At 63.7% G+C, this 21,767-nt stretch carries 24 protein-coding genes and 1 pseudogene; 17 read left to right on the forward strand and 8 right to left on the reverse strand.

Annotated elements, in window-relative coordinates:
- Positions 1-176: 176 nt before the first annotated feature.
- Together G559_RS0121795 and G559_RS0121800 are read right to left on the reverse strand one after the other, a co-directional pair.
- Complete coding sequence (locus G559_RS0121795; protein WP_028630282.1) at positions 177-1,139, reverse strand: FecR domain-containing protein; 963 nt, start codon at positions 1,137-1,139, stop codon at positions 177-179.
- Between the two features lies 1 nt (position 1,140).
- On the reverse strand, positions 1,141-1,662 hold the full coding sequence (locus G559_RS0121800; RefSeq protein ID WP_051246831.1) for a sigma-70 family RNA polymerase sigma factor: 522 nt from the start codon (positions 1,660-1,662) through the stop codon (positions 1,141-1,143).
- A gap of 166 nt (positions 1,663-1,828) precedes the next feature.
- Here G559_RS0121800 and G559_RS0121805 point away from each other — a divergent pair, with 166 nt between their 5' ends.
- Together G559_RS0121805 and G559_RS0121810 are read left to right on the forward strand one after the other, a co-directional pair.
- The gene (locus G559_RS0121805) at positions 1,829-2,236 is read left to right on the forward strand and encodes a PA2779 family protein (RefSeq protein WP_028630284.1); all 408 of its coding nucleotides are present in this window, start codon (positions 1,829-1,831) and stop codon (positions 2,234-2,236) included.
- Complete coding sequence (locus tag G559_RS0121810) at positions 2,236-3,201, forward strand: PA2778 family cysteine peptidase (protein WP_028630285.1); 966 nt, start codon at positions 2,236-2,238, stop codon at positions 3,199-3,201. Before G559_RS0121805 ends, G559_RS0121810 begins: the two co-directional genes overlap by 1 nt.
- 156 nt (positions 3,202-3,357) lie before the next feature.
- Here G559_RS0121810 and G559_RS0121815 read toward each other — a convergent pair whose 3' ends face one another.
- Together G559_RS0121815 and G559_RS0121820 are read right to left on the reverse strand one after the other, a co-directional pair.
- On the reverse strand, positions 3,358-3,861 hold the full coding sequence (locus tag G559_RS0121815) for a L,D-transpeptidase family protein (RefSeq protein ID WP_028630286.1): 504 nt from the start codon (positions 3,859-3,861) through the stop codon (positions 3,358-3,360).
- A gap of 42 nt (positions 3,862-3,903) precedes the next feature.
- Entirely contained in the window at positions 3,904-4,458 is a 555-nt protein-coding gene (locus tag G559_RS0121820) for an NUDIX hydrolase (RefSeq protein ID WP_028630287.1), read from the reverse strand.
- Positions 4,459-4,627: 169 nt separating this feature from the next.
- Between G559_RS0121820 and G559_RS0121825 the strand changes: the two genes are divergently transcribed.
- Genes G559_RS0121825 through G559_RS29190 form a run of 5 tightly spaced genes read left to right on the forward strand, consistent with a single transcriptional unit; the run spans position 4,628 to position 7,974 of the window.
- Positions 4,628-5,230: a CoA pyrophosphatase gene (locus G559_RS0121825; RefSeq protein WP_028630288.1), complete on the forward strand. Its 603-nt coding sequence runs from the start codon at positions 4,628-4,630 to the stop codon at positions 5,228-5,230.
- A 20-nt stretch (positions 5,231-5,250) separates the two neighbouring features.
- Positions 5,251-5,775 carry a gamma carbonic anhydrase family protein gene (locus G559_RS0121830; RefSeq protein WP_028630289.1) on the forward strand — a complete coding sequence of 175 codons (525 nt, stop codon included), beginning with the start codon at positions 5,251-5,253 and terminating at the stop codon, positions 5,773-5,775.
- A complete protein-coding gene (locus G559_RS0121835; RefSeq protein ID WP_028630290.1) occupies positions 5,772-5,984 on the forward strand; it encodes a DUF1289 domain-containing protein in 213 nt (70 codons plus the stop codon). The genes G559_RS0121830 and G559_RS0121835 overlap by 4 nt, the downstream gene beginning before the upstream one ends.
- 17 nt (positions 5,985-6,001) lie before the next feature.
- Positions 6,002-7,183, forward strand: coding sequence for a formate-dependent phosphoribosylglycinamide formyltransferase (gene purT, locus G559_RS0121840; protein ID WP_028630291.1), 1,182 nt, complete (start codon positions 6,002-6,004; stop codon positions 7,181-7,183).
- Positions 7,180-7,974: an SGNH/GDSL hydrolase family protein gene (locus G559_RS29190; RefSeq protein ID WP_081668138.1), complete on the forward strand. Its 795-nt coding sequence runs from the start codon at positions 7,180-7,182 to the stop codon at positions 7,972-7,974. The genes purT and G559_RS29190 overlap by 4 nt, the downstream gene beginning before the upstream one ends.
- Here the strand turns inward: G559_RS29190 and G559_RS0121850 are convergent.
- Positions 7,958-8,638 (reverse strand): annotated as a pseudogene (locus tag G559_RS0121850) (transporter associated domain-containing protein); the annotation flags it as partial. The gene G559_RS29190 and the pseudogene G559_RS0121850 sit on opposite strands and share 17 nt — an antisense overlap.
- A 151-nt stretch (positions 8,639-8,789) precedes the next feature.
- Positions 8,790-9,590: a cytochrome C assembly family protein gene (locus G559_RS0121855; protein ID WP_028630293.1), complete on the reverse strand. Its 801-nt coding sequence runs from the start codon at positions 9,588-9,590 to the stop codon at positions 8,790-8,792.
- 156 nt (positions 9,591-9,746) lie between these two features.
- Between G559_RS0121855 and ffh the strand changes: the two genes are divergently transcribed.
- The 6 genes from ffh to G559_RS0121885 all read left to right on the forward strand — a co-directional run bounded on the left by ffh (position 9,747) and on the right by G559_RS0121885 (position 13,832).
- The gene (gene ffh, locus G559_RS0121860; RefSeq protein WP_028630294.1) at positions 9,747-11,120 is read left to right on the forward strand and encodes a signal recognition particle protein; all 1,374 of its coding nucleotides are present in this window, start codon (positions 9,747-9,749) and stop codon (positions 11,118-11,120) included.
- A 136-nt stretch (positions 11,121-11,256) separates the two neighbouring features.
- Positions 11,257-11,508 carry a 30S ribosomal protein S16 gene (gene rpsP, locus G559_RS0121865; protein ID WP_028630295.1) on the forward strand — a complete coding sequence of 84 codons (252 nt, stop codon included), beginning with the start codon at positions 11,257-11,259 and terminating at the stop codon, positions 11,506-11,508.
- Between the two features lie 8 nt (positions 11,509-11,516).
- Complete coding sequence (gene rimM / locus G559_RS0121870; RefSeq protein WP_028630296.1) at positions 11,517-12,053, forward strand: ribosome maturation factor RimM; 537 nt, start codon at positions 11,517-11,519, stop codon at positions 12,051-12,053.
- Between the two features lie 10 nt (positions 12,054-12,063).
- Entirely contained in the window at positions 12,064-12,816 is a 753-nt protein-coding gene (trmD, locus tag G559_RS0121875) for a tRNA (guanosine(37)-N1)-methyltransferase TrmD (protein ID WP_028630297.1), read from the forward strand.
- A gap of 44 nt (positions 12,817-12,860) precedes the next feature.
- The gene (gene rplS / locus G559_RS0121880) at positions 12,861-13,211 is read left to right on the forward strand and encodes a 50S ribosomal protein L19 (RefSeq protein WP_028630298.1); all 351 of its coding nucleotides are present in this window, start codon (positions 12,861-12,863) and stop codon (positions 13,209-13,211) included.
- A 192-nt stretch (positions 13,212-13,403) separates the two neighbouring features.
- Positions 13,404-13,832: an acyl-CoA thioesterase gene (locus tag G559_RS0121885; protein ID WP_028630299.1), complete on the forward strand. Its 429-nt coding sequence runs from the start codon at positions 13,404-13,406 to the stop codon at positions 13,830-13,832.
- 45 nt (positions 13,833-13,877) lie between these two features.
- Here the strand turns inward: G559_RS0121885 and G559_RS0121890 are convergent, their stop codons facing one another.
- The gene (locus G559_RS0121890) at positions 13,878-14,558 is read right to left on the reverse strand and encodes a hypothetical protein (protein WP_028630300.1); all 681 of its coding nucleotides are present in this window, start codon (positions 14,556-14,558) and stop codon (positions 13,878-13,880) included.
- 95 nt (positions 14,559-14,653) lie between these two features.
- Entirely contained in the window at positions 14,654-16,492 is a 1,839-nt protein-coding gene (locus G559_RS0121895) for a cation:proton antiporter (RefSeq protein WP_028630301.1), read from the reverse strand.
- A gap of 76 nt (positions 16,493-16,568) precedes the next feature.
- On the opposite strand from G559_RS0121895, the gene xerD reads away from it, so the two are divergent.
- The 4 genes from xerD to thrC all read left to right on the forward strand — a co-directional run bounded on the left by xerD (position 16,569) and on the right by thrC (position 21,295).
- A complete protein-coding gene (xerD, locus tag G559_RS0121900) occupies positions 16,569-17,465 on the forward strand; it encodes a site-specific tyrosine recombinase XerD (protein ID WP_028630302.1) in 897 nt (298 codons plus the stop codon).
- 188 nt (positions 17,466-17,653) lie between these two features.
- On the forward strand, positions 17,654-18,382 hold the full coding sequence (locus tag G559_RS0121905; RefSeq protein WP_028630303.1) for a disulfide isomerase DsbC N-terminal domain-containing protein: 729 nt from the start codon (positions 17,654-17,656) through the stop codon (positions 18,380-18,382).
- Between the two features lie 110 nt (positions 18,383-18,492).
- Positions 18,493-19,797, forward strand: coding sequence for a homoserine dehydrogenase (locus tag G559_RS0121910; RefSeq protein ID WP_028630304.1), 1,305 nt, complete (start codon positions 18,493-18,495; stop codon positions 19,795-19,797).
- Positions 19,798-19,885: 88 nt separating this feature from the next.
- Positions 19,886-21,295, forward strand: a complete 1,410-nt coding sequence (gene thrC, locus G559_RS0121915; protein ID WP_028630305.1) for a threonine synthase — start codon at positions 19,886-19,888, stop codon at positions 21,293-21,295.
- Positions 21,296-21,767: the final 472 nt, after the last annotated feature.

Here is a 21,767-nt window from a genome sequence, read left to right on the forward strand (position 1 = left end):
TCGTCGGTAAAAAGGAAGGGTCTCTGCCTGCCTTGTCACGCGAGATCGAAAAAAAGGCTCAGCTTTCGAAAAAAAAGTTATGGGTGCCGTCTTGGGCTCAACGCCCTCCTGCCCACGGGGCGAGTCGTAGGATGGCGTGGAGCGCAGCGATACCCATCGTTCCGAGCCTCCGGGTGTCACCCCGTGGCGCGCGGATGCACCTTGACCCAGTAACGGGTCAGGCTGTGCACCTCCACCGGCAGCGCCTTGGGCAACATGGCGATAATGCGTTCGGTGTTATCCAGCGGGTAACTGCCGGAGATCAGCAGCCCGGCCACCTGTGGGTCGCAGCCAAGGTGGCCGCGGCGGTAGCGGCCCAGTTCGGCGAGGAAGTCGTCCAGGCGCATATGGCTGGCGACCAGCATGCCCTGGGTCCAGGCCAGGTTGTCTTCGCTGGCGCTTCTCGGTGTGCCGATGCGTGTCGGCGAGAGGTTGGCCTGCTGGCCGGGCAGCAGCGACTGGCTCTGACCGTCGGCCAGCAGATCGGCGCTGCCATCGAACAGGCTGACCCGACTGCTGCGTTCGAGGATGCGCACATTGAGGCGGCCACCACGGCTTTCGATCAGCCCTTGAGGCGTGTGGATGCGCAGCGGACGTGAGTCGCTGACGGCATCGACGAGGATTTCCCCCTGACGCATTTCGATCAGTCGTTGTCTGGCATCGAAGCGGATATCCACGGCGCTGGCGGTGTTCAGCTCCAGGCGCGAGCCATCGGCCAGTTTGAGCGCGCGGCGTTCGCCGACACCGGTGGCCTCATCACTGCGCAGGGCCAGCAGGGATTCGCTGTCGCGCAGGCTGATGGCGCCGCCGCCGACCAGGGCGCAGAGCACCAGCAGCTTCAGGGCCTCGCGACGGCTGCGGCGGGCGGGGGCGCCCAAGGCTGCCAGGGTCAGCGGTGTGTCCAGGCCGCGCAGGCCAAGGTTGATCGCCTCGATACGCTGCCAGGCGCGTTCATGTTCGGCGTCGGCGGCGCGCCAGTCCTGCCAGGCCTGCCGGCGCTGGTCGCTGATATCGCCACCCTGCAGCTCCACCAGCCATTCCACGGCCTGCTCGGCGACAGCTGGGGCGATTCGGCTGCGGTCCACGGCAGAGAGGTTCATCTCAGAAGCTCTCCGCGAAGTAACAGCGCTGGGCAGCCTTGACCATGTGGCGTTTGACAGTGGAGAGGGAAATGTCGAGCTGGTCGGCGATTTCGGCGTAGGTCATGCCGTCCACCTGGGCCAGCAGGAATACCTTCTTCACCACGGCTGGCAGGCCGTCCAGCAGGCGGTCCAGCTCCACCAGGGTTTCCAGGATGATGGCGCGTTCCTCTTCGCTCGGGGCCAGGGCTTCCGGTTGCGCGGCGAGGGCTTCGAGGTAGGCGCGCTCGATGTCCTGGCGGCGGTAGTGGTTGGCCAATACGCGTTTGGCCACTGTGGTGAGGAAGGCGCGGGGCTCCAGGATCACCGGTTTTTCCCGTGCCAGCAGGACGCGCAGGAAGGTGTCCTGGGCGAGGTCAGCGGCATTCTGTGGGCAGCCCAGGCGACGGCGCAGCCAGCCCGTCAGCCAACCATGGTGATCGCGGTAGAGCGTGTGCAGGGATTCGGCCGGCGGAGGCGGAAGGACGTCGGCACCGTGATTCAAGAGCTGGACTCGGAAGCAAATGGGAATGTTTCGCATTCTATAGCTGCCGGCCGGAGTTCAGCAATAATCTGAATATCAGGGTGAATTTTCCGCGTTTGTTTTAGGAAAGCTGGAACCGGAAAACACGTACCGTGGTCAACTGGCCACAATATCTGGAGAAACCACTATGCTCTCGCGTCCTTGCAACCGTCGTCTCGCTTCCTGCCTGATTGCCAGCCAGTTCCTCTTCCTCGCCCAGATGCCCCTGGCCCAGGCCGCCATGATCGGCACCCCCCAGGCCCTGCAGGAGCAGCAGTTGCCGCAGCAGCAACCGGTGGACCAGGCACAGCTGCGCGCCATGCTCGACGACAAGCAGGTGCAGCAGAAGCTCGAATCTCTTGGCGTACCGCGTGAACAGGTGGAAGCGCGAATCGCCAGCCTGACACCGGCCGAACTGCAGCAGTTCAACCAGCGCCTGGAGCAGGAGCCGGCCGGTGGCTGGGTGGGCATCATCGTGCTGTTCCTGGTGATCTTCATCATCACCGACATGCTCTGCGCCACAGACATCTTCAGCTTCATCAAGTGCATCAACTGATGCGGCTCTTGTCGGTCGTCCTGGTCTTGCTTCTGGCTGGCTGTGCTGGGCAGCAACCCATGCTGTCGCCGCAGAGCGATCGACTGCCGCAACGGGTGGAACTGACCCAGACACCGTTCTACCCGCAGGAGATCTACCAGTGCGGCCCGGCGGCGCTGGCCACGGTGCTGGTGCAGCGCGGGGTGCAGACCTCGCCCGAGGCGCTGACGCCGAAGGTCTATCTCCCCGCCAGGCAGGGCAGCCTGAAGCTGGAGCTGGTGGCCGCCGCGCGCCAGCACGGCATGCTGGTCTACCCGCTGCAACCAAGCCTGGATGCGCTGTTGGCACAGGTGGCGGCCGGTAATCCGGTGCTAGTAATGCAGAACCTCGGCCTGGACTGGCTGCCGCGTTGGCACTTCGCAGTAGTGGTGGGTTTCGATCGCAGCAAGGATGAACTGGTGCTGCGTTCCGGCACCGAAAAACGCTGGGTCACTGACCTGCGCAGCTTCGACCGCACCTGGCAGCGCGCCGAGCGTTGGGCCGTGGTGACGGTCCCTGCGGACCAGTTGCCGGCAGAGGCGCAGCTGGAACCCTGGCTCAAGGCTGCCAGTGACCTGGAGGAAACCGCCCAGCGCCCAGTGGCTGAGCGGGCCTACCGCACCGCTGCCGAACACTGGCCGAAGGAGCCGTTGCCGCTCTTCGCCCTGGCCAACGCCCGCTATGCCGATGGCGATCGCGACGGTGCCGAGCGTGCCTTGCGTGAAAGCCTGAAGCGCAAGCCGGACTATGCGCTGGGCTGGTTCAATCTCTCCGAGGTGCTCAACGAAAAAGGTTGTACGGCCCAGGCGAGCCAAGCGCGGGCCTGCGCTCGCCAACTGGCGCCCCAAGATCCGCGCCTGGCAGCGCCACTGGCCGCAGGGACCGCTATCAAGGGGCAGTGCGGGGCGTTGCCGGTGTGTGGGGAAGGGGCCGCCATTCGCGAATGAATTCGCCCCTCATCGCGAAGTGGGGGGCAATTGCAGAACACCGGCGCAATCCATCCTTCGAACCGGCCACTTGTTGGGCTTCGCGTAGTTCAGCCTGATCCAGGGAGAAGCCCACGAAAAAGGCGCCAGATGGCGCCTTTTTCGTGGCTGATGCACTCAGGGGCGGATCTCGATCAGGGTGCCGTCTTTCACCAGGCTCCAGATTTCGCGCATGTCCGAGTTCCTCATGGCGATGCAGCCTTCGGTCCAGTCGAGCGTATGGAAGTACCACTCCGGGTATTCCTCATCCAGCGGGGTGCCGTGGATCATGATCATGCCGCCCGGCGATACGCCCTTTTCCCGGGCCTTGGCGGCATCGCGGGCATTGGGGTAGGAGATATGCAGGGAGAGATTGAACTTGTCGCTGGTCTTGCGCCAGTCGATCCAGTAGAAGCCTTCCGGGGTGCGCTGGTCGCCTTCGCGCAGCTTGGCGCCGAGCGGTTGCTTGCCGAGCGAGATGCGGTAGGTCTTGAGAATGTCACCGCGATTCATCAGCAGCAGCTTGCGCTCCGATTTCACCACCATGACCTTGTCGATGGCTTTGCCACCCAGCGTCGGCGTGGTGCTCGCCTGGGCGAGAGCCGAAAGGCCCATGATTAGTACGACTAGCAGCCAGCGCATCGGCACGACATCCCCACAGTGTTCAAGTAAACAGATTAGCGGTCAGGCTTTTTTGTAGTAGGCCAGCAACGGTGCCAAGGGCTCGTTGCGCACCGGGAAGACCTGCCCGGTACGGTCAGCGAAATAACATTCTAAGGTACGGCCCACGGTCGGAAAAGCCAGCTCCGACCAGGGAATATCCCGTTCGTGGAAAAGGCGCACTTCCAGGCTTTCGTCACCGGCTGCGAAGTCCAGGTCGACCAGTTCGGCGCGGAAGAAGGTGTACACCTGGCTGATGTGCGGCAGATCGAACAGGGTATAGAGGCTGAGGTTGCGCACCCGCGCGCAGGCTTCTTCGAGGGTTTCGCGGGTGGCGGCCTGTTCCATGGTCTCGCCGTTCTCCATGAAACCGGCGGGTAGCGTCCAGTACCCCTTGCGTGGGTCGATGGCGCGACGGCAGAGCAGCACCTGCTGCTCCCACACGGGCAGGCAGCCGGCGACGATGCGCGGATTCTGGTAATGGATGGTGTGGCAGCGTTCGCATACATAGCGCAGGCGGTTATCGCCTTGGGGAATGCGCTGGGCGACCAGGCCGCCGCACTGGCTGCAGAATTTCATCGGGGTTCCTCTGGCTCAGGCGCTCATCTTGGCGCGGCATGGTGTCGCACGGCAAGCGGCGTACAGGGCAAACCAAAGATGGTGAATGGTGCGTCCGGTCGGCGCGGGGCTTGGGCGTCCCCAAGGTTCGTGCCATGATGCCCGGCAGTCGAGAACAATGAGAAAGTCCATGCTGGATGACCTGCTCCGTCGTGTGCAGAGCTACTCCCCGAGAACCTTGGAGACCGATCACGACTTCCCCGAAGCTGCGGTGCTGGTGCCCATCACACGCAGCGACGAGCCCGAACTCGTCCTGACCCTGCGCGCCAGTGGGCTGTCCACTCACGGCGGTGAAGTCGCCTTTCCCGGTGGCCGTCGCGATCCCGAAGACCCCGACCTGATCCGCACCGCACTGCGTGAAGCGGAAGAAGAAGTGGGCCTGCCTCCGGGGTTGGTGGAGGTCATCGGCCCGCTCAGCACCCTGGTCTCTCGTCATGGCATCAAGGTCACGCCTTTTGTGGGGCTGGTTCCGGACTTCGTCCAGTACAAGGCCAACGACGGTGAGATCGACTCGGTCTTCAGCGTGCCGCTGGCGTTCTTCCGTGACGACCCCCGGCAGGTGACCCACCGCATCGACTACCTCGGCTGCAGCTGGTACGTGCCCAGCTACCAGTATGGCGAATACAAGATCTGGGGCCTGACCGCGATCATGGTCGTCGAACTGGTCAACCTGGTGTACGACGCCCGCATCGACATGACCCGTGCCCCCGAACGCTTCATAAAACTCAAATAAGCCCTTCCGAGGAGCGCCTGATGAAATACCGCCTTGGAACCGCCCAGGTCGAAGCCCACCCCGACAGTTGGGCCGCCCCCAATGCCACCCTGGTCGGCAAGGTCCGCCTTGATGCCGGTGCCAGCGTCTGGTTCGGCGCCGTGCTGCGCGGCGACAACGAACTGATCCACATCGGTGAGAACAGTAACGTCCAGGATGGCACTGTGATGCACACCGACATGGGCTACCCGCTGAACATTGGCCGCTCCGTCACCATCGGTCACAACGCCATGCTGCACGGCTGCTCGGTGGGGGACTTCAGCCTGATCGGCATCAACGCCGTGGTCCTTAACGGCGCGAAGATCGGCAAGTACTGCATCATCGGCGCCAATGCGCTGATTCCCGAAGGCAAGGAAATCCCCGACGGCTCACTGGTCATGGGCTCCCCCGGCAAGGTGGTGCGCGAGCTGACCGAGCAACAGAAGAAGATGCTCGAGGCCAGTGCCGCTCACTATGTACACAACGCGCAGCGCTATGCGCGCGACCTGGCGGAGCAGGACGATTGATGGACGCCGAACGCCCCGTCCGCTCGCCCTGCGTGCAGGTCTGCGTACTGGATGACCATGACATCTGCAGCGGCTGCCAGCGCACCGCCGATGAAATTACCCGCTGGGGTCGCATGGACAATGCCGAACGCCGCGAGGTCCTGGTGCGCTGTTTCGAGCGCGCCAAGGCCAGTGGCCTGTTCATGACGTCCCCGACCCAGGCCTCTTGACTCCCCGAGGAAACGACATGCCCCGTATTGGAACCCCCTTGTCGCCCAGCGCGACCCGTGTACTGCTGTGCGGCTCCGGCGAGCTCGGCAAGGAGGTGGTGATCGAACTGCAGCGCCTCGGCTGCGAAGTGATTGCCGTTGACCGCTATGCTGATGCTCCCGCCATGCAAGTGGCTCATCGCAGCCATGTGATCAACATGCTGGATGGTGCCGCCCTGCGTGCGGTGATCGAGCAGGAAAAACCGCACTACATCGTGCCGGAGATCGAAGCCATCGCCACGGCGACCCTGGTGGAGCTGGAAGCTGAAGGCTTCACCGTGGTGCCTACCGCTCGCGCCGCCCAGCTGACCATGAACCGCGAAGGCATCCGTCGTCTCGCGGCTGAGGAGCTGGGCGTACCCACCTCGCCCTATCACTTCGCCGACAGCTTCGAAGACTACCGCGCCGCTGTGGCCAGCGTTGGCTACCCCTGCGTGGTCAAACCGATCATGAGTTCCTCCGGCAAGGGCCAGTCGGTGCTGAAGTCCGACACTGACCTCCAGACGGCCTGGGACTATGCCCAGGAAGGTGGTCGCGCCGGCAAGGGGCGGGTGATCGTCGAGGGCTTCATCGATTTCGACTACGAAATCACCCTGCTCACCGTGCGACACGTCGGCGGTACCAGCTTCTGCGCGCCCATCGGCCACCGCCAGGTGAAGGGTGACTACCACGAGTCCTGGCAACCCCAGGCCATGAGCCCGAAGGCCCTGGCCGAATCGGAGCGCATTGCCCAGGCAGTGACCGAGGCCCTGGGTGGTCGCGGTCTCTTTGGTGTCGAATTGTTCATCAAGGGCGATCAGGTGTGGTTCAGCGAGGTTTCTCCGCGTCCGCATGACACCGGTCTGGTGACCCTGATCTCTCAGGACCTGTCCGAATTCGCCCTGCACGCGCGCGCCATCCTCGGCCTGCCGATCCCGGCAATCCGCCAGGTGGGGCCGTCCGCTTCGGCGGTGATCCTGGTCGAAGGCACGTCCAGCCAGGTCAGCTTCGGCAACCTGGGTGCCGCCCTCAGCGAGCCGGATACTGCCCTTCGCCTGTTCGGCAAGCCGGAAGTAGACGGCCAGCGTCGCATGGGCGTGGCCCTCGCGCGGGACGAATCCACTGACCTGGCGCGGGCCAAGGCGACCCGTTCGGCCCAGGCGGTAGACGTCCAGCTGTGATTCGCCTGGCCGGGCTTTGCTGGTGGGTAGCGGCGCTGCCGCTGTTGCCCCTGGCGCTGCCCATGGCTGTGCATACCCGCCGTACCGCCCTGCGCCTGTCGCCAGCTGCCGGGCCTGAGAGCGGTCTTGCCGGGGGCGGGCTCGAGGGCGCGCCCCTGCGTCTGCTTTTGATAGGTGAGTCCACCGTCGCCGGTGTCGGCGCCTCCTGCCTGGACTTCGCCCTGCCCGGGCAACTGGCCGCTGCGCTGGCGTCGCGTTTGGGCCGTCCCGTCGCCTGGCGGGCTTGTGGCGAGAATGGCATCACCGCCGGCAAAGCGCGGGAGCGGCTGTTGCCGCAGGTGGCGGAGGAGCCTGTCGACCTGGTGCTGCTGGTCTTCGGCGTCAACGACACCACGCATTTCAGTTCCAGCCGCAGTTGGCAGGCATCCCAGCAGGCGCTGGCTCGCCATTTCGTGGAGCGAGGTGCGCAGGTTGTGTTTGCCGGCGTGCCGCCCTTGCAGCATTTCAGTGCCTTGCCCTGGCTGCTGCGTCATTTGCTGGGTTGGCGGGCGCGCTTGCTGGACCGGCAGTTGCGAGCGCTCGCGGTGCGCGAAGGGTTGGCGTGCTGTGCTACCCGTCTGGAGATGCGCCCGGATTACCTGGCACTGGATGGCTATCATCCGTCGTCGCTGGGCTATCGCGTCTGGGGCGAGGCACTGGCGGACTGGATGGTCGGCAGGGTCGGGGAGGGCGGGGAAATCCCCGGTCATCCATGGAGGCTGGCGCAGGTGGCTGCTAGGCCTTTGGCGTAAGCCCGGCGCGCCAGGCGAGTACGCGCTGTACCCGGTTTTCGCTGGATTGGAGGATTTCCAGGCGGTAGGGGCCGACCTTCAGGCACACGCTGCAGTCGGGAATCTGCTCCAGTGCTTCGGTGATCAGGCCGTTGAGGGTCTTGGGGCCGTCGCACGGCAGGTGCCAGCCGAGCACCCGGTTCAGTTCGCGCAGGTGTAACGCGCCGTCCAGCTCGTAACGGCCATCGTCACGGGGCTGGATGCCGGGGTTGGGGGCGAAGTCTTCCAGGCTGCCAAACTCGCCGACCAGTTCCTGAAAAATGTCTTCCAGGCTGACCAGCCCCACCACGTCACCGTACTCGTCGACCACGATGCCAAGACGGCGCTTCTGCTTCTGGAAATTCACCAGTTGGGTCAGCAGCGGCGTGCTTTCGGGTACGAAATAGGTTTCTCGGCTCACGGCCATCAGTTGCTCGGCACTGGTTGGGCCTTCGGTCAACAGGCGTGGCAGTTGGCGCAGGTGGAGAATGCCTTCGATCTGGTTGATGTCTTCGCGATAGAGCGGCAGGCGGGTGTGGGTGGCGTTCTGCAACTGCACCAGGAGTTCGTCCGGCGAGGCGTCCAGGTCGATGCCCTGGATTTCACTGCGGGGAATCATGATGGAGCTGACTGTAACCCGTTGCAGCGCATCGGCCACCGCCACCGGCAGGCGGGATTGTGGCTGGATTTCCACGCCATGGCGGCGTCGCGTCGCCAACCAGGCGACCAGCGCGCCGGCTACCAGGGAGAGGGTGATTCCGAGGAGTAGGCCGGCGAGCAGTCCGTGCATGGGATGGTCAGACGTGGAGGATGAATTCGCGGACCAGCTTGCTGCCGAAGTACGCCAGCATCAGCAGGCAGAAACCTGCCAGGGTCCAGCGGATGGCCTTGTGCCCGCGCCATCCAAGCTGGTGGCGGCCCCACAGCAGGACGCCGAACACGACCCAGGCGATGCAGGAAAGGATGGTCTTGTGTGCCAGGTGCTGGGCGAACAGGTTCTCGACGAACACCCAGCCGGAGATCAGCGACAGCGACAGCAGGCACCAGCCGGCCCAGAGGAAGCCGAACAGCAGGCTCTCCATGGTCTGCAGGGCCGGGAAATTCTTGATCAGCCCGGACGGGTGCTTGTGCTTGAGCTGGTGGTCCTGCAACAGCAGCAGCAGTGCCTGGAACACCGCCATGGTCAGCAGGCCATAGGCCAGGATCGACAGCAGGATGTGGGCAAGAATGCCGGGTTCTTCATTGATGGCCTGGGACGTGCCGCCAGGTACCAGTGCCGCCGCCAGCACCGTCAGGGCGCCGAGCGGTAGCAGCAGGAGCAGCAGGTTTTCGATGGGAATCCGCGCGATGGCCACGATGGTCAGCAGAATCACCGCTGCGGCGATCAGGCTGGCTGCGTTGAAGAAGTCCAGGTAGAGCCCGGCCGGCGTCAGCAGCTGGAGGAAGAGCGCGGCGCAATGGGCGAGCAGGGCCACGCCGCCGCCGATGATCAGCAGGCGCTTGTCCGGCGTGGTGCGCTGGCTAAGGCGAAGGCCCTGGTAACCAGTAGTGCCCGCATAGAGGAATGCAGCCAGGAGGCTGGGCAGCAGAGGGTGCATAAGTCCTTGTAAGGCAAGCCCGAAAGGCAGTGAGTGTGGCATACAAGGCCTGCCGGTGAAAGACCGCTGGCGGTGTCGGCAACGCCGAGTCTTCGTTATACTCCGCCGCCTGCCGCAAGCTCAGCCGGGGCTCACGAGAGCCCGAAAGGAACGCGCATGTTTGAAAACCTTACCGACCGCCTCTCACAGACGCTGCGCCATGTCACCGGCAAGGCCAAACTGACCGAGGACAACATCAAGGACACCCTGCGCGAGGTGCGCATGGCTCTGCTCGAGGCCGACGTCGCCCTTCCGGTGGTGAAGGACTTCGTTGCCAAGATAAAGGACCGTGCGGTCGGTACCGAGGTTTCCAAGAGCCTGACCCCGGGTCAGGCCTTCGTGAAGATCGTCCAGGCCGAACTGGTCGAGCTGATGGGCGCTGCCAACGAGGACCTGGCGCTGAATGCCGCTCCACCGGCGGTGATCCTGATGGCCGGCCTGCAAGGTGCGGGCAAGACCACCACCGTGGGCAAACTGTCGCGCTTCCTTAAAGAGCGCAAGAAGAAGTCGGTGCTGGTGGTTTCCGCGGACGTCTACCGTCCGGCGGCTATTAAACAGCTGGAAACCCTGGCCAATGACATCGGCGTCACCTTCTTCCCGTCCGATACCAGCCAGAAGCCGGTGGATATCGCTGAGGCGGCGATCCGCGAAGCCAAGCTGAAGTTCATTGACGTCGTCATCGTCGACACCGCAGGCCGCCTGCACGTCGACACCGAGATGATGGACGAGATCAAGCAGGTCCACGCCGCGATCAAGCCGGTGGAAACCCTGTTCGTGGTCGATGCCATGACCGGTCAGGACGCCGCCAACACCGCCAAGGCCTTCAACGATGCCCTACCGCTGACCGGCGTGGTGCTGACCAAGGTCGACGGTGACGCCCGTGGTGGTGCCGCGCTCTCGGTGCGCGCCATTACCGGCAAGCCGATCAAGTTCCTCGGCATGGGCGAGAAGACCGAAGCGCTCGACCCCTTCCACCCGGACCGCGTGGCCTCCCGCATCCTCGGCATGGGCGACGTGCTCAGCCTGATCGAGCAGGCCGAGCAGACCATGGATCGCGAGAAGGCCGAGAAGCTCGCGAAGAAGATCAAGAAGGGCAAGGGTTTCGACCTCGAGGACTTCCGCGATCAGCTGCAACAGATGAAGAACATGGGCGGCCTCGGCGGCCTGATGGACAAGCTGCCGATGCTCGGCGGCGTCAACCTGTCTCAGATGGGCAACGCACAGAACGCCGCGGAGAAGCAGTTCAAGCAGATGGAGGCGATCATCAACTCCATGACGCCTGCCGAGCGTCGCGACCCGGAAGTGATCAGCGGTTCGCGCAAGCGCCGCATCGCGCTGGGCTCCGGCACCCAGGTGCAGGACGTTGGGCGTCTCATCAAACAGCACAAACAGATGCAGAAAATGATGAAGAAGGTCACCGCCAAGGGCGGCATGGCCAAGATGATGCGCGGTATGGGCAGCATGTTCCCCGGCGGCATGCCGAAGATGTGAGCCCCGGCCGCCGACCGGCGGCCAGCAAAAAGAGATTTGCAATCGGCCGGATAATCCTTAGAATATGCGGCCTTTCGGGCCCATGGCCCATGTGTGTGCATTGCTTGAAAAGCACCGACTATAGGAACGAAGTTCAATGGTAACCATCCGTCTTGCCCGTGGCGGCTCCAAGAAGCGCCCCTTCTACCACCTGACCGTGACCAACAGCCGCAATGCGCGCGATGGTCGCTTCGTAGAGCGTATCGGCTTCTTCAACCCGGTCGCCACCGGTGCAGAAGTGAAGCTCTCCGTGAACCAGGAGCGCGTCAGCTACTGGCTGAGCCAGGGCGCCCAGCCGTCTGAGCGTGTTGCTCAGCTGCTGAAGGAAGCTGCCAAGGCTGCTGCCTAAGCATCTTTATGAGCACGACGCCGGCTCCCGCCGATGAACTGATCGTTCTCGGCAAGATTTTCTCGGTGCATGGCGTACGTGGCGAGGTGAAGGTCTACTCCTTCACCGATCCGCTGGATAACGTGCTCGATTACCGCCGTTGGACGCTCAGGCGTGACAACGAGGTAAAGCAGGTCGAAGTCATCAGTGGACGCGTACACGGCAAAGTCCTGGTGGTAAGGCTGAAAGGGTTGGACGATCGCGAAGTCGCTCGTACCTACGCAGGATTTGAAATCTGTGTCCCTCGCAGCGAACTGCCGGAGCTCGACGAAGACGAGTTCTACTGGCATCAGCTGGAAGGTCTCAATGTGATCAATCAGGACGGGCACTTGCTCGGTCGAATCGATCACCTGCTGGAGACCGGTGCCAACGATGTGATGGTGGTCAAGCCTTGCGCTGGCAGCCTCGATGATCGTGAGCGCCTGCTGCCCTATACGGAGCAGTGCGTGCTGTCGATCAATCTGGACGCTGGCGAGATCCGGGTGGAGTGGGACGTTGATTTCTGAGGGGCCTGACATGAAAAGCATGCAGGTCGAAGTTATCAGCATCTTCCCCGAGATGTTCGCCGCCATCAGCGAGTACGGCATTACCAGCCGCGCGGTGAAGCAGGGGCTGCTCAAGCTCAACTGCTGGAACCCACGGAGCTTCACGGAGGACCGCCACCAGACGGTGGATGATCGGCCCTTCGGTGGCGGCCCGGGCATGGTGATGAAGATTCAACCCCTGGAGCGGGCCCTGGCAGCAGCCAAGGCAGCGGCAGGGGATCGAGCGAAGGTTATCTACCTCTCGCCGCAAGGGCGCCAGCTGAAGCAGGCAGCCGTGCGCGAGCTGGTGAATGAGGAGGCTTTGATCCTCATTGCCGGGCGCTACGAAGGCATTGACGAACGCTTCATTGAAGAGCACGTCGATGAGGAATGGTCGATCGGAGACTACGTCCTGTCCGGCGGTGAGCTGCCGGCCATGGTGCTGATCGATGCGGTGACGCGGTTGCTGCCCGGAGCGCTGGGCCACGCGGACTCCGCCGAGGAGGACTCCTTTACGGATGGACTGCTCGATTGCCCGCATTACACCCGACCGGAGTTGTATGCAGGCAAGCGTGTTCCTGAGGTGCTGCTCAGCGGCAACCACGAACACATCCGGCGATGGCGTTTGCAGCAGGCGCTTGGGCGCACCTGGGAACGTCGGGCTGATCTTCTGGATTGCCGCTCGCTTTCTGGAGAAGAGAAAAAGCTGCTGGAGGAATACATCCGCCAGCGGGACGATAGTTAACGTATCGATGGCACGCCCAGAAGGCCTGCCTTAGGAGCATAGCGATGACCAACAAGATCATTCAGCAACTCGAAGCTGAACAAATGAATAAAGAGATTCCGGCTTTCGCCCCGGGCGACACCGTAATCGTTCAAGTTAAAGTGAAGGAAGGCGACCGTTCCCGTCTGCAGGCCTTCGAAGGTGTGGTCATCGCCAAGCGTAACCGCGGCCTGAACAGCGCTTTCACCGTGCGCAAAATTTCCAACGGCGTAGGCGTTGAGCGTACTTTCCAGACCTACTCCCCGCTGGTTGACAGCCTGAGCGTCAAGCGTCGCGGTGACGTGCGCAAAGCCAAGCTGTACTACCTCCGCGACCTGTCCGGCAAGGCAGCTCGTATCAAGGAAAAGCTGGCCTAATCGCCGCAGCTTTCCCCAAAAACCCGCCCAGGTTCGCCTCGGCGGGTTTTTTATTGGCCGTGGGAAGGGGATAATCCGCGCCCCGCTGGTGCCGCCAGCCGGGAGCAACTGCCCATCCGGCAGCGCACAGAAGAACGACAAGAGTCGCCGCACGAGTGGCAGCCACATGAGTTCGATTCAGGTAGTAGTGGCATGACCCCGAGAGAGCAAGAAATCGCCCGCAGGACCGAGCTGTCCGAGAGCCGGGTGACCAAGGCGGTGTTCCCGCCCAGCACTAACCATCACAACACCCTGTTCGGCGGTACTGCCCTGGCCTGGATGGACGAAGTGTCCTTTATCACCGCCACGCGCTTCTGCCGTTTGCCGCTGGTGACTGTTTCCAGTGACCGCATCGACTTCAAGCACCCGATTCCGGCGGGCTCCATCGTAGAACTGGTCGGGCGGGTGGTGAAGGTGGGTAACACCAGCCTCAAGGTGGAGGTCGAGGTGTTCGTCGAGGACATGTACAGCGCCTCCCGCGAAAAGGCCATTACCGGCCTGTTCAGCTTCGTCGCCATCGACGCGGAGAAGCGCCCGGTGCAGGTTCTGCCAGACCATCCCCCGGCCGCCAGCGCCGCATGAATGCAAAAGGCACCCACAGGGTGCCTTTGTAGTATCCCGCCGGGTTCAGTTGCGCATGCTGATCTTCAGCGATGCCTGGGACAGGTCGATGTTGTTCAGCGTCAGGCTGCCGAAACTCTGGTCCTGTGGCGCGCCTGCGACGCGGATGTTGTCGAAGCGCAGTTCGCCGATGGAGCTGGGTAGTCGCACATTCACGGAGCCGTCCGGGTTGACCATCGAGGTCATCTTGCTGGTGTCGTAAACCACGTCTTTCATCGAGGTTTCCGCATCCAGGCTATCCAGCACCGGCATCACCAGCTTCGCCAGGTGCTTTACCGCCCCCAGCCCGTCGCCGCTTTCTGCCTGCAGGAACAGACCCTGCAGCACATCGTCCAGGCCCTGGGCGCTGACGCTGCTCATCTCCAGGTCTGTCAGCGGGCGCAGGCCCTGCGGGGTTTCCTGGCGGCTGATGCTGGCGGGCGGCTGCAGGCGCTGGATGTCGGCGCTGGCCATCTGGAAGGGGCTCATCAACGCGGCCACGAGGGTAGCCGCCAGACGCAGATTGCTCTGCTTCTTCAGGGCTTTGGTCAGTTGCTTCTGGGATAGCAGGCCTTGCGCTATCAGTACTTCACCCAGCCGCATCTTGCTGGTGAGTTGCATCTTGATCGCGGCATCCAGCTCCTGGGGGGTGATCAGGCCCTTGTTGATGAGGATCTGCCCCAGGCGGGAATTCATTTGGTTGGCCATGTTCCGGTACCGGCAATGGGTGATAGCAAGATGAAATCATCCACGGCCAGCCCGATCCTGTCACCAGACTAAGGATAGGCTGGCCATGCCGCCTGTCAGTGTGTTTGGACCAGTGTGCGATCGGCGGTAACACCGGGTTGCGCTTCGGTTTCGATCAGGGACACCAGGGTCCAGTCTTTCTCCGGCGTGAAGTCCAGCGGCTGCCCTGCCAGATGCGTCCAGCCCCGCGGATCCAGGGCCAGCAGCAGGGTGGCGCGATCGCCGTGCAGGGCCTGGTACTCGCTCCAGCCGAAGGTTGCGGTCAAGGTGGTGGTGCGCACGTCAGCGCCCTTGGACAGGTAGCTGGCGAACTGCGGATATGTCAGTGCCTGGTTGCCCAGGGGACGGCCGCGTACCGTATCGCTGGTGCGGTGCTTGTCGCTGCGCCGGCTTTCGTTGCCGCTGGGTAGCGTGAATCGGCGCTGCGCACTGAAATCGTGGCGGAAGTGCATGCAGGCCAGGGCATTCAGTTCGCTGGACGGGGAGAGTGCCAGCAGGTGGCCGAGACCTACCAGGTCCAGGTGTGCTTCGGCGTGTTGCGACGTCGGATTGCCAAAGTAGGTCGGCAGGTTTTCCATGCGCGCGGCGCGGATGTTCTCCCAACTGGAGTCGGTGAGCAGCACGCGGATATCGAGGTTCTGCAGGGCCTTGCCCACCTCACGAGCTACCGGGTTGGCGCCGATGATCAGAAAACCCGATGGCGCCGGTTCGGCGACGTTCAGCAGCCGTGCCAGCGGTCGGGATGTTGCGCTTTGCAGCACCACGGTGCCGATGATCACCAGGAACGTCAGGGGCACCAGCAGTTGCGCCTGTTCGTGGCCCGCTTCCATCAGGCGCAAGGAGAAGATCGCGGACACCGCCGCCGCGACTATGCCGCGCGGCGCGATCCAGGCCAGCAGCGCGCGCTCCCGCCAGTTCAGGCTGGAACCCAGCGTACTGACGGCGACGTTCAACGGGCGTGCGACGAACTGGATCACCGCCAGCAACAGCAGGGTTGCCGGGCCCATGGCCACCAGGGCAGCAAAATCCAGACGCGCGGCAAGCAGGATGAACAGCCCGGAAATCAGCAAGACGCTGAGGTTTTCCTTGAAGTGCAGGATTTGTCGCACGTCCACGCCACGCATGTTGGCCAGGCCCATGCCCATGACGGTCACCGCCAGCAGGCCGGACTCATGCACCAGCAGGTTGGCGCCGATGAATACCCCCAGCACGGCAGCCAGTGCCGCGAGGTTCTGCAGGTATTCCGGCAGCCAGTGGCGTCGCAGTACCAGGCCGAACAGCCAGCCACCGGCCGCGCCCAGCGCAGTACCGCAAGCGATCACCGCGGCAAAAGTCGAAAGGCTGGCGCTCCAGCCGCCGTCGTCGCGGCTGACAATGAAGCTGAACACCACGACCGCCAGCAATGCACCGATGGGATCGATGACGATGCCTTCCCAGCGCAGGATGTTGGCGATCGAGGATCGCGGCCGTACTACGCGCAGCATCGGGACGATGACGGTGGGCCCAGTGACCAGCGTCAGGGTGCCGAACAGCAGTGACAGCTCCCAGGAGAAACCCAGCAGCCAATGCGTGGCGACAGCAATCACCGCCCAGGTGATCAATGCGCCGACCGTGACCATGCGCCGGACGACGGTGCCGATTTCACGCCATTCGGAGAAATGCAGGGTAAGGCTGCCTTCGAAGAGGATCAGCGCTACCGACAGGGAAATCAGTGGGAATAGCAGCGGGCCGAACAGCGCCTGCGGGTCCAGCAGGCCGGTAGCCGGACCCGCGAGAATGCCCGCCAGCAGCAGGAAGAGGATGGCCGGTAGGCGCAGGCGCCAGGCCAGCCACTGGCAGAACAGAGCGGCCGCGCCGATGCCGCCCAGACCTAGCAGAATATGGTGTTCGCTCATCGAGACTCCTTGTCGGGGATGAAATCGGTTTACGCCCGTGGAAGACTAGCGCGTCTCACACGCCAAGCAGTCTGCCATGCCCGCCCTGGATCACCTTCTGATTGACCGCTTCCTCGACGCCCTCTGGCTGGAAAAAGGCCTGTCCGAACATACGCGTTCGGCTTATCGCAGCGATCTCGCCCATTTCAACGGCTGGCTCGATGAACGCGGTCTGGCGCTGGACAAGGCCGGACGCGACCTGATCCTCGACCACCTCGCCTGGCGCCTGGAGCAGGGCTACAAGGCGCGCTCCACCGCGCGCTTCCTTTCCGGCCTGCGCGGTTTCTACCGCTTCCTCCTGCGGGAGAACCTGATCGTCGAAGACCCGACCTTGCAGATCGACCTGCCGCAACTGGGGCGTCCCTTGCCCAAGTCGCTGTCCGAGGCCGATGTGGAGGCGCTGCTGGAAGCGCCGGAGCTGGATGATCCTATCGGCCTGCGTGACCGCGCCATGCTTGAAGTTCTCTACGCCTGTGGCCTGCGCGTCACCGAGCTGGTGAGCCTGACCCTGGAACAGGTCAACCTGCGCCAGGGCGTGCTGAAGGTGTTCGGCAAGGGCAGCAAGGAACGCCTGGTTCCCCTGGGCGAGGAGGCCATCGCCTGGCTCGAGCGTTACCAGCGCGAGGCGCGGCCCTTCCTCCTCGACGGCAAGCCCAGCGACGTGCTGTTCCCCAGCCTGCGTGGCGAGCAGATGACCCGCCAGACCTTCTGGCACCGCATCAAGCACCAGGCCCAGGTCGCTGGAATCAGCAAGTCACTGTCGCCGCACACCCTGCGCCACGCCTTTGCCACCCACCTGCTCAACCACGGCGCCGACCTGCGCGTGGTGCAGATGCTCCTCGGCCACAGCGACTTGTCCACCACGCAGATATACACCCACATCGCCCAGGCTCGTCTGCAGGAGCTGCATGCCCGCCACCATCCACGGGGGTGAGCCAGGCAGAGGCGCCACGACAGGGATGTCATGCACAGGTCCCGGACCTCACGCATGCGTCGCTTCCTTCCGACGAATTCCCCGGCCGTTCTCCCACAACGGCCGCCGGGCGTCCGACATCTGTGCGCCAGGGCTTCTGTGTTAGGCTTGAGCGATTTCCGTACGTCCGCTGCTCGACAGGAGTACCCATGCGCGTGACCCGTCTTATCGCCGGTCTGGCCCTCGGCCTTGCCAGCACCATCAGCCTCGCCGACGACCCGGACCAGGCTATCCGCAAGACCCTCGACGCCCTGGAGCTCGGCTTGCCCATCGAATCCATCGGTGAAAGCCCGATGACCGGCATCTACCAGGTCCAGCTCAAGGGCGGCCGTATGCTCTACACCAGCGCCGACGGTCAGTACCTGATGCAGGGCTACCTGTACCACGTGCAGAACGGCAAGCCGGTGAACCTTACCGAGCAGGCCGAGAGCCGCTCCATCGCCAAGGAAATCAACGCCATCCCCGCCGGCGAGATGGTGGTGTTCTCGCCCAAGGAGCCCGCCAAGGCCCATATCACCGTGTTCACCGACACCGACTGCGGCTACTGCCAGAAGCTGCACAGCGAAGTGCCGGAGCTGAACCGCCGCGGTATCGAAGTGCGTTATGTCGCCTTCCCGCGCCAGGGCATCGGCAGCCACGGCTACAACAGCCTGGTCAGCGTCTGGTGCAGCAAGGACCGCCAGGCTGCCATGAACAAGGCCAAGTCCCGTGAGGATCTTCCCGCCGCGACCTGCGATAACCCGGTGGCCAAGCAGTTCGAGCTGGGCCAACTGATCGGCGTCAACGGTACTCCGGCCATCGTGCTGGGCAATGGCCAGATGATTCCGGGCTATCAGCCGGCTCCGCAACTGGCGAAGCTGGCCCTTGAGGCCAAGTAATCCGGGCATCTGCCTCGATTGACCAATATTCAGCCGCTTCGTAAAGTGCGGCTCTTTTCCTCGGCCGGGACACTCCCGGCCGCTTTCGCAGTGATGATGGGGAGTTCAGCGTGAAGCCGGTAAAAGTAGGCATCTGTGGCCTTGGGACCGTCGGTGGCGGCACCTTCAACGTACTCAAACGCAACGCCGAGGAGATTGCCCGCCGTGCCGGGCGTGGAATCGAGGTTGCCCAGATTGCCGCTCGTCGTCCCAACCCGAAATGTGATACCGGCGCTACCCCCATCACCGCCGACATCTTCGACGTGGTCAACAACCCGGAAATCGACATCGTCATCGAGCTGATCGGTGGCTACACCCAAGCCCGCGAGCTGGTCATGAAGGCCATCGAGAACGGCAAGCACGTCGTTACCGCCAACAAGGCGCTGATCGCCGTGCACGGCAACGAAATCTTCGCCAAGGCCCGCGAGAAGGGCGTCATGGTTGCCTTCGAAGCCGCCGTGGCCGGCGGCATCCCGGTGATCAAGGCGATCCGCGAAGGCCTCTCCGCCAACCGCATCAACTGGCTGGCCGGCATCATCAACGGCACCGGCAACTTCATCCTCACCGAAATGCGTGAGAAGGGCCGTGCCTTTGAAGACGTGCTCAAAGAAGCCCAGGCACTGGGTTACGCCGAAGCCGATCCGACCTTCGACGTAGAAGGCATCGATGCCGCCCACAAGCTGACCATCCTCGCCTCCATTGCCTTCGGTATCCCGCTGCAGTTCGACAAGGCCTACACCGAGGGCATCTCCAAGCTGACCAGTGCCGACGTGAATTACGCCGAAGCCCTGGGCTATCGCATCAAGCACCTGGGCGTGGCGCGTCGCACCGACAGCGGTTTCGAGCTGCGCGTGCACCCAACCCTGATCCCGGCCGACCGCCTGATCGCCAATGTCAACGGTGTGATGAACGCCGTGATGGTCAACGGTGACGCTGCTGGCAGCACCCTGTACTACGGCGCTGGCGCCGGCATGGAGGCCACCGCGTCCGCCGTGGTCGCCGACGTGGTGGATGTGGTTCGCGCGCTGACCACCGACCCGGAGAACCATGTGCCGCACCTGGCGTTCCAGCCGGACTCGCTGTCCGACCACCCGATCCTGCCGATCGAAGCCTGTGAGAGCGCCTACTACCTGCGCATCCAGGCCAAGGACCACCCGGGTGTGCTGGCACAGGTCGCGTCCATCCTGTCGGAGCGTGGCATCAACATCGAATCCATCATGCAGAAAGAAGTCGAAGAGCAGGACGGCCTGGTGCCGATGATCCTGGTTACCCACCGGGTCGTCGAGGCGCGCGTCAACGACGCCATCGCCGCGCTGGAAGCTCTGGAAGACGTGGTAGGCAGCGTCGTGCGCATCCGCGTCGAGCAACTGAACTAAGCAGCCGCCGGGCGCAGGTGCCGTCGCGAGGGGCGATCCCCCGGAGCGACGCACCGACCCCGGCCGCTCGAAACCAAGGTTTTAAGACATGCGCTATATCAGTACCCGCGGCCAGGCTCCGGCCCTGAACTTCGAAGACGTGCTGCTGGCTGGCCTGGCCAGTGACGGCGGCCTCTACGTCCCGGAAAACCTGCCGCGCTTCACCCAGGAAGAAATCGCCTCCTGGGCCGGCCTGCCGTACCACGAACTGGCCTTCCGCGTGATGCGCCCCTTCGTGGCCGGCAGCATTGCCGATGCCGACTTCAAGAAGATCCTCGAGGAAACCTACGGCGTCTTCGCCCACAACGCCGTGGCGCCGCTGCGCCAGTTGAACGGCAACGAGTGGGTGCTGGAGCTGTTCCACGGTCCGACCCTGGCCTTCAAGGACTTCGCCCTGCAACTGCTGGGTCGCCTGCTCGACCACGTGCTGAGCAAGCGCGGCGAGCGGGTGGTGATCATGGGTGCCACCTCCGGTGACACCGGCTCGGCCGCCATCGAAGGCTGCAAGGCCTGCGAGCACGTCGACATCTTCATCATGCACCCGCACAACCGTGTGTCCGAGGTGCAGCGTCGCCAGATGACCACCATCCTCGGCGACAACATCCACAACATCGCGGTCGAGGGCAACTTCGACGACTGCCAGGAGATGGTCAAGGCCAGCTTCGCCGACCAGGGCTTCCTCAAGGGCACCCGCCTGGTAGCGGTCAACTCGATCAACTGGGCGCGGATCATGGCCCAGATCGTCTACTACTTCCACGCGGCCATCCAGCTGGGTGGTCCGGCACGTTCCGTGGCGTTCTCCGTGCCCACCGGCAACTTCGGCGACATCTTCGCCGGCTACCTGGCGCGCAACATGGGCCTGCCGATCAGCCAACTGATCGTCGCCACCAACCGCAACGACATCCTGCACCGCTTCATGAGCGGCAACCAGTACGTCAAGGACACCCTGCATCCGACCCTGTCGCCGTCCATGGACATCATGGTGTCGTCCAACTTCGAGCGCCTGCTGTTCGACCTGCACGGTCGTAACGGTGCTGCCATCGCCAACCTGATGGACACCTTCAAGCAGGGTGGTGGCTTCAGCGTCGAGGAAGACCGCTGGACCGAAGCGCGCAAGTTGTTCGATTCGCTGGCCGTGGATGACGCAGCCACCTGCGAAACCATCGCCGAGGTCTACAACGAGTGCGGCGAGCTGCTGGACCCGCACACCGCGATCGGCGTGCGCGCCGCCCGCGAATGCCGCCGCAGCCTGGCGACCCCGATGGTCACCCTGGGCACTGCCCACCCGGTCAAATTCCCGGAAGCGGTGGAGAAGGCCGGCGTCGGCCAGGCCCCGGCACTGCCGCCGCACCTCGCCGATCTGTTCCAGCGCGAGGAACGTTGCACCGTGCTGCCAAACGACCTGAAGCAGATCCAGACCTTCGTCAGCCAGCATGGCAACCGCGGCAAGCCGCTGTAAGTCAGAGCGCCTGAAACGAAAAGGCCGGCTCCCGAAAGGGGCCGGCCTTTTTCATGTTTGTGATTCCTCGCGAGGGCGTATAAATCCTGTAGGGACGAATTCATTGGCTATGTCTGCGTTAGCTGTTGCAACGTTGAGTAGAGCCCTCTAGCCCGGTACCTCCAGGCCTCCGTGCCAATCCCCCCCCTCATCCGAACGCGGCCCGCCCCGGCCCCTCTCCCTGAAGAGGAGAGGGGGGACTCGCGCCGGCGAGGCACGAACCATCCTGAAGCCCACACGGGCCTGAAACCGGGCAGTCGAGGAGGGGCAGCGACTACGCCCCTTCAGGAGGCCGAGCGGAATCGTTGCGCAGGGGGACGAGCGGCATGGATGCCGCGAGAGGCGTGCGGGGCCATGGATGGCCCCTCTCGCCGGGCCCCCGGAGCGACGATGGAGGGAGGGAAGTCCGGCGAAGCCGGACCCGGATGCAGGG

It is taken from the genome of Metapseudomonas resinovorans DSM 21078, assembly GCF_000423545.1.
Taxonomy (GTDB): Bacteria; Pseudomonadota; Gammaproteobacteria; order Pseudomonadales; family Pseudomonadaceae; genus Metapseudomonas; species Metapseudomonas resinovorans.